Consider the following 10,953-nt stretch of genomic DNA (forward strand, 5'->3'; position numbering starts at 1 on the left):
GCGCGAGGCCTCCTGCGACTCGCGGGGGTCCGATGGAGCTGACGATGGGGCAGCTGTTCTTGTGGATGTTCGCGCCGATCGCGGTGTTGTTCCTGATCGCCATGTCCGTGCTCCGCGCGTTCCAAGACCGGAAAGCCGACGCGGACCTCGAACCTCTGGCCGGGCTCTTCGATCGGGGGACGGTGGAGTATCGCGGCCCGGCCTTCTTCTCCATGGCGGTGAACCGGCGCGTCATGGGCGGGATGCGCGGCGGCCGCGAGCTCCTGCTGTGGCTCGAGGGCCCAAAGCACCGGCGGGGCCACAGCCGCTACCGCATGTACGGCTACCTCGTCGAGCTCAGCGTGGCGGCGCCGTCCTCCATCTCTTTCCGCGCGGGGCGGGCGGATTGGCTGACGAACCTGGGTTCGCGCCTCAAGTTGGTGCAGGACCTTCAGTCGGGGGAGAAGGAGCTGGACGAGATCCTGCGGTTCAGCAGCTCCGATCCCGCGGCCTTCGCTCGTCTGGCGCAGCGGACGTCGTTCCTCGACTCCTTGCGCGAGGCCTCCAGGATCCCCACCTTCGTCGAGCTGGCCGGCGACGGGACGAGCCTGCGGCTGCTGCGGCGCCACGATGAGAGAGGTCCTCTCATCGACGTGGCTTCGTGCACGCGGGTGGTCGGCATCCTCGAGCGGCTGCGGGAAGCCATCCAGGACGCCTAGACAAGATGGACGAGCCGGGCACCTGGGCCGGGAGGATTCAGACCCCGCCCTGCGCCTGGCCCTTGGTCTGGGCCGATGGCGGCTTGGGCGTGCGGTCCTTGCACAGGATCTTGCCGTCCGGACCGGTCTCGAAGGCGACCGTCCTGACCTTCTTGTCCCGCATGTCCACCAAGGACGGGGCGAAGAAGTCGAAGAGGATGCGTTCGAGCTCCCGGATGCCGAACTTGCTGACCTTGAGGTTGGCCTCCAAGGCCTTCATCAGCAGCTCCGGCGCCACGAACTCCACGCTCATGCCGTAGTCCTTGGCCAGGCGCGCGATCTTGAGCAGAGCGATCTCGGCCACCACGATGCCCTGCAGGGGCTTGAACAGGTAGACCTTGTCGAGGCGGCCGAGGATCTCCGGCCGGAAGACCTTGGACTCGGAGAGCAGCAGCTTGATGGCGTTGAGGATCTCGTGGTAATCGGTCATGCCCTGCGTGGCCTTGGCCACCTCGTCGGCGATGGCGTTGCTGGTCAGGACGATGATGGACTGGGTGAAGTCCGCGGTCTTGCCCGTGCTCTGCTCGGTCAGGCGGCCGTCGCCCATCACCTGCAGCAGGAGGTCGAAGACCAAGGAATGGGCCTTCTCGATCTCGTCGAAGAGCACTAGGCGGCGGGGATTGGCCATCATGGGGCGGGTCAGCTGGCCGCCGGATTCGGAGCCCACGAAGCCGACCGAGCTCCCGGTCAGCCGGCTCTTGGCCATGTCCGGGCTGGAAAGCTCGGAGCAGTCGAACCGGAGCATATCCTTCTCGCTGCCGTAGAGGAACTCGGTGAGGACCTTGGCCAGTTCGGTCTTGCCCGTGCCGGTGGGGCCCAGCAGCAGGAGGCTGCAGATGGGGCGCGTGCGCTCGTGCTTCTCCCAGCTCAGCCGGATGACCCGGGCCACGTCGCGCATGATCTCGTCCTGGCCCTTGATGCGGCTCAGGAGATGGCTGAGCAGCTTGCCCTCGTCCACGCTGTGGCTCTTGCTGTCGAGCTTGGAGTCTTCGACCAGCCCGCGCAGTTTGTCCCAATCGGTCATCTTGTCGAGGTCGGACATGTCGTCTCCTGTCAATCTTCGGATTTCCCGCGCTCGCCGGGTATCTTGAGCCCGACGTTGCCGGAGCCACGGATGGTGACGCTCTTCTCCAGGCCCGGCTTGACCGCGACGGCCCCCAGGGCCAGCTCCGAGAACTGGCTGTTGCGGGCTTCCAGCGAGCCCAGGCCGGTGAAGCCCACCCCGCAGCGGTCGCGCGAGAGTTGGACCTGCTCCAAGACCACCTTGCCGCCGCCCTCGATGCGGACCCCGCAGTCCCTGTTGTCCACGATCTTGGCCTGGGTGATGCGCACCTCGGCCCCGGAACGGATGGCCACGGCTGCGGACACGTTGCCGGAGAGGGTCACGTCGTTCATCCGGACCAAGGCGAAGCGGCTTGCCTCCAGGCCGGTGCCCCGGCTGTCCTGGATGCGGGAGCTCTCGATCCTGAGGTCCACCCCGCCGCCGTCGGCCGAGACCGCCGACTCCTCGCCGGTGAGCGTGGCATGGACGAGCCTGACCTTCGACTTGCCGGAGACGGAGAGCGCGGTGCGGCCGTCGAAATCGCAATCCGAGGCGTCCAGAGTCCCGTCGACTACGAGCAGCCCCTGGCCGGCCGAACGGAACCTGACGTTGCGCAGGGTCAGGCGTCCCATGGCCAAAGATATGACCCAATAGCTCTTGAGGCCGGTGTTGGTCAGGGAGAGGTTGTCCAAGGTGACGCGGCCGTTGCTCACGGCCATCGTCTGCGGCCCGGAGTGCGTGAGCACCACCTGGTCCGGAGAGACCCCGTCGCCGGAGAGCGTGAGCGATTTCGAGATCTGGACGCCCTCGTTGTAGGTCCCGGGCTTGAGCACGATGACGTCGCCTTCACGGGCTCCCGCCACGGCCGCGCCCAAGGAAGAGCAGTCCGCGTCGGCGCCCATCTTGGGGTCCACCACCCAGCGCCCGGCGGTCCGGGGCACGGAGGCCGGCGCCGCGGGCGGCGGGGCGGACGGGGCCGCGGCTTCGGACGGCGCCGCGGTCACGACCAGCGGCGTCGCGGCCAGCGCCGCCGGGCCCGGCAGCGAGCGCTGCCAGTAGTGATGCGCGCAGAGTATCCCGGAGACGATGGCCAAAAGGGCGAAGAGCTGCATCCAGACGTCTTCGGAGGCCGAGGGCTGGCTCATCGGGTCACCGTCAGTTTTCCCGTCATCCGGTCGAGGTCCAGGCGCACGCGGACCGCCCCGTCGCGCCGCGCCGTCTCTATCGATGGGGTGGTCAGCTCCTGGATCAGGTGCGCCAACTGGCGCACCCCGTAATCCTGGAATTCGACGTTGCGCCGGATCGCCTCGACCAGGACCTCCGGCGAGGTGTAGGCCACCTCGATGCCGTACTGGCGCCAGTGCTTGGCGATCTGCAGGCAGGCGACCTCCGCGATCTCGAACGACCGGAGCTGGTCCATCAGGAGTATCTCGTCGAAGCGGGCCAACAGCGGCCTCTCGAATCCCTCGCGGGCCAGGACTTCGCGCGCGCGGCCGGTCCGGATGATGGGGTCCTCGGATTCTCTCCAGATGGCGCGCAGGGGCTCGACGCCGGAGTTGCAGGTGGCGAAGAAGGCGGCCGCGCCGTAATGGACGGTCTTGCCCGAGCTTTTCTCCTTGCATTGGGCCCGGTCCAGGATATCGTAGAAGCAGTGCCGCACGTCGGGATGAGACTTCTCGAACTCGTCGAGGATCACGACGCGATAAGGGTTTTCGAGCAAAGGCCGGGTCAGGGCGCCGCCGACCTCGTAGCCCTGGTAGCCGGGCGGCGGGCCGATCAAGGTGAAGACGTCCTGGTGGTCCTTGTACTGGTTCATGCGCAGGATGACCGGCTCGTTGTCCGGATACAGGGCCCGCGCCACGAGCTCCCCCAAAAAGGTCTTGCCCGTGCCCGTGGGCCCGACCAAGAGGAAGGCGCCCAAGGTCCGGTGCGGGGCCGCCACGGCCAGGCCCTGCTGCAGCTTGGCCACCACGCGGTCCACGGCCGCGTCGTGGCCGCGCACATTCTCCTTGAGCCAGTCCGCGTAGCGGGCGATGTCCATGCGGCGCAGCTCCTCGAATTGGATCACCGCGTCGGCATGCTCCTCGCGCTTGCCTTCCCGCGCCAACTGCGCCAGCCGCGCCAGCAGCCCCACCACGCTGCCCACGAAAAGGAAGGGCATGAGCATCGGGATGCTGAGGTAGAGAGTGTAAAGCCCCGTGACGATCCCGATGACCGCCATGAGCATGAAGATGGGGTGCACGCCCGCGGAGGAGATCATTTCACGGCCCCCGCTGTGACGGTCTGGGACGCCGCGGGCGGGGAGGCCGGGGCCTGCGGGTGCAACTTGAGGTAGCCTATGGTCAAAGCCAAGGCCAGGAGCGCGGCGGCCGCCAGATACCTCCAGCCGCCGGACCTGGGCTCGGAGAAGTCCGGCATGGGCGTGTAGGCTTCTCCCGGGGTGCGCGAGCCGGGACCGCGGCCGCGCGGGGAGCCTGAGGCGGAGGGGCTGGCCGGCCGGGCCGGCGCCTTGGGGACCGCGTCCGGCGCGGCCTGCGGCTTCGGCTGGGGGCTCTTCTTCTGCGGATCCGGGGCCATAGTTTCGGCAATAGTATGCTTGGATAATACGGATTTTGCAATAGCCGGCTTATCGTGCCGGCATCAACGACGGCTTGGCGCATGTGCGGTCTTCAGATACCGCACGGCCCCTGGAGGAAGGTCGATGACATATATCTCGCCGTACTTGTTCTCCAGCCGATGGAAGGTCCGGTCGGAGAGATTGGCGATCTGGTAGAGGTAACCACCCTCGCAGGGTCCGATGTAGCGGCTGGTCAGGTCCTTGTCCGCCGGGGTGGCGGATGGGGCCATCTCCGCCTTGGGCGCGACTGCCGAGGCGCAGCCGGGGCAGGGCCCGGATGGCGCCGCTGCCGCGTCCGCGTGGAGCTGGGGCTTCTGAGGTTCGTAGGGCACGAGCTCGTCGAGCCCTGCCTGCGGGTCAAGCCGCGACGCGTCCGCGGCATCGGCGGCATCATCGCGGCCGGGGTTCTCGTCCGCAAGGAAAGGCAGGGGGATCGAGGCCGGCGTGGGTATCTCGTTGTGGACCGCGGGCATGACGTTGACGAGGACCGGCGGGGCAGCCGGCGGTTGCAGCGCTGCGATGGGTGTCGGCGGAGGGTTGGCGGAGGCCTGCGGCGCGCGGCTGAAGGTTCCCTTGAAAGCCGCGGCGGCGGCCAAGCCGGCGGCGAACAGGGCCAGCGCCGCCAGCGTGGTGCGGCGGTGGTCCGGTCCGGAGGCGTGCGGCCCCTCGTCCGGACCGGCGGGGAGGGGGATGGGGGCCCGCCCGGCAGGCTTTGGTTCAGGTCGGGGGGCGCCTGGCTGCTGCTCTGGGACCATGGAACCTTCATAGTATGCTCGGATAGGATGCCCTTGGCAAGTGTCTGGATGGGACAGCTATGGTAGAATACAGACCGTCAGGCACTCACGATGAGCGGCATAGAGCCCGAGGCTCCCCGTCCGGTCTTTCAGCCGAGCCCCCAGCCGACCGACTTGGCGCCGGTGCCGGCGCGGTCCTCGCCGCCGCAGACGCAGCAGGACTCGGGCGCTCCTCTTAAGACCGCGGCGGTACTCATCTTCTGCGTCGGCCTGGCATCGGTCGGTATGCTGCGGGCGCGGCATGCCCCGGCTTCCATCGCGCCGGGGCCTCCCAAGACGGCCGCTGTCCAGCCAGCGCCAGCGCCGGCCCCTGCCGTGCGCGCCATCCCGCCCGCCCAACCCGTCTCTGCGGAGGCGAGCCCTCTGCCTTTCTACAGAGAAGGCGGGGCGGCCAGCGAGGAAACGGTCGGCTTGGCCGGCGCGCGCGACGATGGCGGACTCATGCCTCTGGAGGCTTTGCAGCAGGCGGCGGCGAAAGCCCAGGCTTCCACGCCGGCGCCTGCGCCCAACGCGGTCGCGCCGCAGGCCTGCCCGAATTGCGACGGCCGGGCCATGACCTCGCAAATGGGTCTTTACCAGCCCGGGCGGGCCCATACGAGAGCCCCTTTCCTGCGCTATCTCGGTGAATGCGGCGGCCAGTTCCTCTTTCAGGTGACCAATTTGTCCAACAAGACCTTGATGCGGGTCGTGAGCAGCCGGGGCGAGTCTTGGTCGGTCTACCTGAGGCCCCGGGAGACCACGACGATCAAGAGCAAAGTCAAGACCGATAATTTCACCTTGAATTTCGGCGGGATCTCGGGTTTGGGCATGCGGCGCCAGGCCGGAGCCGGCAACTAGCAGTGATATAATAGTCCCGTGCCGCAAGCCCAGCCCCAGCCCGAAGAATCGCGGCCGGATCCGCAGCCCATACCCGCGCTGAGGCGCGCTCCCGCCCCGGCCGCGCAGGCTCCCGCTCTCGGCAAGACCGCTGTTCGGTGGGTACAGGTCGCGGCAGTCGGACTTTTCCTGGCTGGCCTGGCCACGGTCATGGCAGACAAAGCGGTCCGGCAAAGCCTGCTTTCCAACCTGGGACTGGCTCCCCGCTCCGTGGTCGTAGCCAGCCCTGCGCTGCCTCCCGTACCGGCCTTCACGCCGCCTCCCATGCCGGCGGCCCAAGCGGCAGCGGTGCCCGCGGCAGGACGGCCGGTCGAGGCCTTGCCCTTGTTCTCCGCCCGGGAAGAAGGCGGCGTCGCCGCGGCCGACGAACTCGTGCCCTACGGCAATGCTTCGGAGCTAGGAGCGCCGGCCGTGCGGGTCGCGCCCGCCGCCCTGGCGCCGGCCCAGGCCGTAGTCGTCCGGGCCGCCTTGCCCGTGAAGTCCCAGGGGCCCATCCGTTTCCGCAACTCAATCTTCGAGAAGGCCGTCCCCACGCGACAGAGAGCTGTGACGGCGGTCCCGAACTACCCTGCGAGAATGATCCCGGCCCCTTGTGATTGGAAACTGGCCGCGCCAGGATCGCCCTGCTGGGAATCCGGAGGACTCATGATAAAGAACCAAGGGGTCCAGCAGGGCGCCATCAAGGTGGGGCCCCAGCAGGGTCCTTCCGGGATCTGGTATCAGCCGGGGACTTCCGGCCAGACCCCCTCTCCTCCGGCTGGCCCAGCCGCGAAGAAATAGACCAAGATGCGGAAGGACCCATCGGCCGCGAGATTCTCCTGGCGGCGGGCTCTGGCCTTGTTTCTTCTGGCCTTCGCGGTGCGGGCCGTTTTTCTCGCGCAGTGGTCGCGCCTGCCCTACATCGATGCTCCCCGGGTGGACGCCCAGGTGCACCACGACTGGGCCCTTGAGATCCTGCATGGGCGGCTGATCCGAGAGCGGGCGTTCTACCAATCCCCCTTCTATCCCTACCTGTTGGCCGCGGGCTACAAGCTTTTCGGCATCCGTCCCCATGCCATGCTCTGGCTGCAAGCTGCCGTGGACGCGAGCTCCTGCGTCGTCATCATGAGCCTCTCGGAGCTTTGCCTCGGGGCGGGCGCGGGGATCGTGGGGGGGCTCTTCGCCGCCTTCTACCGGCCTTTGATCTTCAGCACGGGCCTGATGACGAAAGAGACCTTCGTCGTGCTGGGCCTGGCGCTCTTCGCCCTCATGCTGCTCCGGGCCGACGCCAGCGATCGCAGGCGAGACTATTTCTTATGCGGAGCCGCGCTGGGTTGGACCGTCCTCTCCCGCGCGAACGTCCTTCTGCTCGTCCCCGCCGCGCTGCTTTGGCTTTGGCTGCGCCGACGCCGGCCGCCCCGGGCTAGGAATGCCCTGGGTTTTCTTTTCGGTTTGATGCTTCCCATCCTTCCCGCCACGGCCCATAATCTCATGGCCAGCCGCGACTGGGTGCTCGTCAATTACACCGGGGGGTTCACTTTTTTCATCGGGAACAACCCCGAGGCCACGGGGCTAGGGCATTACCCGCTGGGGATCGACTCGGATCCGCTCTTGGAGGAAGCCCAGTCGACCCGGCTCGCGGAGAAGACCGTCGGACGGGCCTTGAAGCCTTCCGAGGTCTCCTCATTCTGGTTCCGGAAGGGTTTGGATTTCATCGCGGGGAATCCCGGGCGGTGGCTGCGGCTGACCTGGACCAAATTCCGCTTCTTCTGGAACCGGTATGAGAACCCGGATAATTACGACCTGCAATTCATCCAGGAGCACTTCTCCACTCTCTTGAAATGGCCGCTCGCGTCCTTTGCGCTGATAGGGAGCCTGGGCGCCGTCGGGCTCTTTCTCTCGAGGTTGGAGGAACCCTCCGGGTTGCTGGCCCTGTTGTTCTGGAGCTACCTGGCGTCGATCCTTCCTTTCTGGATGAGCGACCGCTATCGTCTTCCCGACCTGGTCTTTCTGATTCCCTTGGCGGCCGCGGCCCTTGTGCGCCTGGCCGCGGCTCTCGGGCAAAAGGACTGGCGTCCCGTCTGGAAGGCGTGCCTCGCGGCCTCGCCCCTGGTCTTCCTGTGCTTGACGACTCCCCTGCCGGATCTGCGGTCCGCCGAGGCCAAGGGATGGGGCCAGCTGGCGACCATCTACGTCGACCTCAAGGAGCCCCGGCTCGCCGTCGAAGCCTTCCAGCGCGCGTCTCAGCTGGACCCGGCGAGCATCGAGACGGCCGCGTTCATCGGGGCCGCCTCTGCCCTGGAGCGGCTTGGGGAGATCGACAAGAGCCTGGAGCTTTACGAGGTGGGGATCGCCGTGCACCCAGGCTCCGCGATGCTCTACAACAACCGCGGCACTTTGCTCTTCAAAAAAGGGAAAGTCGATGAGGGCTTGAAGCTCCTCAAGAAGGCCGTGGAGGTCGATCCGGAGCTGGGATTGGGCTATCGCAACCTATTCTACGGTTATGCTATCGAGGGCAAAAGGGACCTGGCCTTGCGCTACGGGGATATGGCCGTCGCGCGGCTGCCGCAGGATGCGGAGCTCAAGCGCCGGTTGGATGAGCTCAAAGCCCGTTGAGGCTGCCTCCGCAGGGCCCGAATGCTATCATACCCGGCGTGACGGCGAGGCCGCGTGGATACCGCGACGTCAGGGAGTAGGCACCCATGGCATTCAGTCTGTTTCCCAGGGAAGTCAAGTTCTTCGAGCTGTTCCAGAAGCAGCACGGGCTGATCCTGCAGGCGGCCAAGCGATTGGAGGCCGTCTTCGGCCCGCGGGAGGAAGCCGTCGGCGCCTGCCGCGAGATCAACCGGCTGGAAGAGGAGGCCAACGCCCTCCTGCGGGATATCTTCCTGCAGATGTCCCGCGCCTTCATCACCCCTTTGGACCGCGAGGACATCCACGGGCTGGTGCTGGCCCAGGAAGATGTCATCAACGCCATCCGCCTGGCCTCGACCCGGGTCGGGGTCTATTCCTTCGAGCACGCCCCGGCCAGCGCCCGGGAGCTGGCGCGCGACCTGGGCTCCCAACTGGCCAGCCTCGGCGCCGCGTTGCCGGTGTTGGACCGGCCTGGGCAGGTGGAAGCGGTCCTGCAGGCGATGCGCCAGGCCGGCGCGCGCTCCTCGGCGTTCCTGCTGGTGGCGGTGGGGGAGCTCTACGATCAGCCGGTGTCCAGCCCCGAGGCGGTCCTGGGAATCGTCAAGTCGACGCAGATCATCGACCGCCTGGAGCAGGCGCTGGAGAAAGCCGAGGCCCTGGCCAAGGTCATCGAGAGGATCAGTGTGAAGTATGTCTGACCTGCCGCTGCTCCTCGTCGTCACCGTCCTGGTCGCGCTGGTGTTCGACTTCACCAACGGCGCCCACGACGCGGCCAATGCCATCGCCACGGTCATCTCGACGCGCGTGCTCTCCCCGAAAGCCGCCGTGCTCCTGGCTGTGGCCCTGAACTTCCTCGGTGCTTTCCTGGGCACCAGCGTGGCGGAGACCATGGGCAAAGGCATCGTCAACATCGAGATGATCGCCGGCTGCCGCTCCTTGCTGTTGGCGGCCCTGCTGGGGGCCATCATGTGGAACGCCCTGACCTGGTGGCTGGGGCTGCCTTCGTCATCCTCGCACGCGCTGGTCGGCGGCCTGGCCGGGGCTGCCGTCGTCAGCAGCGGCTGGCAGTGCCTGCAAGTCGGCATGATCCTCAGGAAAGTGGTCCTGCCCCTCTTCCTCTCGCCCTTGAGCGGCTTCCTCGCCGGCTATGTCTTGATGGGGGCCGTGGCGCACGCCGCGCGGCCGTTCCGGTACCGCCCCACCAACACCTTGTTCAAGCGGCTGCAGATACTCACCGCCGGATTCATGGCGCTGAGCCACGGCCTCAACGATGCTCAGAAGACCATGGGGGTCATCACCCTGGCGCTGGTCATCTTCCATCAGATCCCGGCGCTCGTGGTGCCCTTCTGGGTGAAGATCGCCTGCGCGGCGGCCATCAGCGCCGGGACCATGTCGGGCGGCTGGAAGATCATCAAGACCATGGGCCAGAAGATCTTCAAGCTGGAGCCCGTCCACGGCTTCGCCGCGCAGACGGCCACCACGGCGGTGATCCTGAGCGCGTCCTGGGCCGGGGCGCCGATCAGCACGACGCAGGTCATCTCCGCCTCGGTCCTGGGCGTCGGCTCGGCCAAACGCTTCTCGGCGGTCCACTGGGAAGTCGGCGGCCGGATGGCGGTCGCCTGGTTCGTCACCATGCCCGCGGCCGCGCTGGTGGGCGGAGGAGTCATGGCGCTGATCCGCTGGATCGGACCCGTTTGACGCGCCGGGTAAAAAGATGGAGAATCTTGCGAGGGGGGAATACCCATGGAACTGATCAGGAAGGAGACCGCGGAAGTCGTGAGCCTCGCGATCCGGGGCAGGCTGGATGCCAGTTCCGCCGCGCAGGCCGAGCAGGTGGTGGCCGACTTCCTGCGCGGCTCCGGCAAGAAGCTGATCCTGGACTTGACGGAACTGGACTACATCAGCAGCGCTGGGCTGCGGGTCCTGCTGATGGCCGACAAAGGCTTGCAGCAGAAGTCCGGGGCTCTGGCCCTGTGCGGCCTGAAGCCGAACGTCAAGGAGGTCCTGGACGTCAGCGGGTTCACGGCCCTCTTCCGCATCGCTGCGACGGCCGAGCAGGCGCTGGCGGCGCTCGGCGGCAAGTCCGCCTGACCGGCCTGGTCCCCTAGGCTTGCCTGACTGCAGCACCAATGGAATCGCCAGGGGAGCCGTGTCCCCTGGCGATTCCGTCGCCGACTGCGACCGACGTCCGCCTTCGCCTACTGCGGCAGCAAGTCGTTGATGGCGCTGGCGTTGCTGGAGCTGTAGTTCCCGGTCAGCGAGTTGAAGGTGACC

The 10,953-nt window shown here is 67.2% G+C and carries 12 protein-coding genes; 7 read left to right on the plus strand and 5 right to left on the minus strand.

The genetic code is table 11. The features are described 5' to 3' along the window. Positions 1 to 32 precede the first annotated feature (32 nt). Positions 33 to 698, plus strand: a complete 666-nt coding sequence (locus NTY77_11305) for a hypothetical protein (GenBank protein MCX5796072.1) — start codon at positions 33 to 35, stop codon at positions 696 to 698. A 37-nt stretch (positions 699 to 735) separates the two neighbouring features. Here NTY77_11305 and NTY77_11310 read toward each other — a convergent pair whose 3' ends face one another. The 5 genes from NTY77_11310 to NTY77_11330 form a co-directional block, all read right to left on the minus strand. Beyond that, positions 736 to 1,779, minus strand: a complete 1,044-nt coding sequence (locus NTY77_11310) for an AAA family ATPase (GenBank protein MCX5796073.1) — start codon at positions 1,777 to 1,779, stop codon at positions 736 to 738. Between the two features lie 11 nt (positions 1,780 to 1,790). Continuing rightward, positions 1,791 to 2,924 carry a right-handed parallel beta-helix repeat-containing protein gene (locus NTY77_11315; protein MCX5796074.1) on the minus strand — a complete coding sequence of 378 codons (1,134 nt, stop codon included), beginning with the start codon at positions 2,922 to 2,924 and terminating at the stop codon, positions 1,791 to 1,793. Then, positions 2,921 to 4,039 (minus strand): AAA family ATPase, encoded by a 1,119-nt coding sequence (locus NTY77_11320; GenBank protein MCX5796075.1) that lies wholly within the window; start codon positions 4,037 to 4,039, stop codon positions 2,921 to 2,923. Before NTY77_11320 ends, NTY77_11315 begins: the two co-directional genes overlap by 4 nt. After that, entirely contained in the window at positions 4,036 to 4,356 is a 321-nt protein-coding gene (locus NTY77_11325) for a hypothetical protein (protein MCX5796076.1), read from the minus strand. Before NTY77_11325 ends, NTY77_11320 begins: the two co-directional genes overlap by 4 nt. A gap of 63 nt (positions 4,357 to 4,419) precedes the next feature. After that, positions 4,420 to 5,151, minus strand: coding sequence for a hypothetical protein (locus NTY77_11330; GenBank protein MCX5796077.1), 732 nt, complete (start codon positions 5,149 to 5,151; stop codon positions 4,420 to 4,422). Between the two features lie 90 nt (positions 5,152 to 5,241). Between NTY77_11330 and NTY77_11335 the strand changes: the two genes are divergently transcribed. The 6 genes from NTY77_11335 (at position 5,242) to NTY77_11360 (ending at position 10,770) form a co-directional block, all read left to right on the plus strand. Beyond that, the gene (locus NTY77_11335; protein MCX5796078.1) at positions 5,242 to 6,027 is read left to right on the plus strand and encodes a hypothetical protein; all 786 of its coding nucleotides are present in this window, start codon (positions 5,242 to 5,244) and stop codon (positions 6,025 to 6,027) included. A gap of 18 nt (positions 6,028 to 6,045) precedes the next feature. Beyond that, a complete protein-coding gene (locus NTY77_11340; GenBank protein ID MCX5796079.1) occupies positions 6,046 to 6,846 on the plus strand; it encodes a hypothetical protein in 801 nt (266 codons plus the stop codon). Between the two features lie 6 nt (positions 6,847 to 6,852). Further along, the gene (locus NTY77_11345) at positions 6,853 to 8,661 is read left to right on the plus strand and encodes a glycosyltransferase family 39 protein (GenBank protein MCX5796080.1); all 1,809 of its coding nucleotides are present in this window, start codon (positions 6,853 to 6,855) and stop codon (positions 8,659 to 8,661) included. An 86-nt stretch (positions 8,662 to 8,747) separates the two neighbouring features. After that, entirely contained in the window at positions 8,748 to 9,377 is a 630-nt protein-coding gene (locus tag NTY77_11350; GenBank protein ID MCX5796081.1) for a DUF47 family protein, read from the plus strand. After that, positions 9,370 to 10,377, plus strand: coding sequence for an inorganic phosphate transporter (locus NTY77_11355; protein MCX5796082.1), 1,008 nt, complete (start codon positions 9,370 to 9,372; stop codon positions 10,375 to 10,377). Before NTY77_11350 ends, NTY77_11355 begins: the two co-directional genes overlap by 8 nt. A gap of 45 nt (positions 10,378 to 10,422) precedes the next feature. After that, positions 10,423 to 10,770: an STAS domain-containing protein gene (locus NTY77_11360; protein ID MCX5796083.1), complete on the plus strand. Its 348-nt coding sequence runs from the start codon at positions 10,423 to 10,425 to the stop codon at positions 10,768 to 10,770. Positions 10,771 to 10,953 lie beyond the last annotated feature (183 nt).

This window comes from Elusimicrobiota bacterium, from assembly GCA_026388095.1.
Taxonomy (GTDB): Bacteria; Elusimicrobiota; Elusimicrobia; order UBA1565; family UBA9628; genus UBA9628.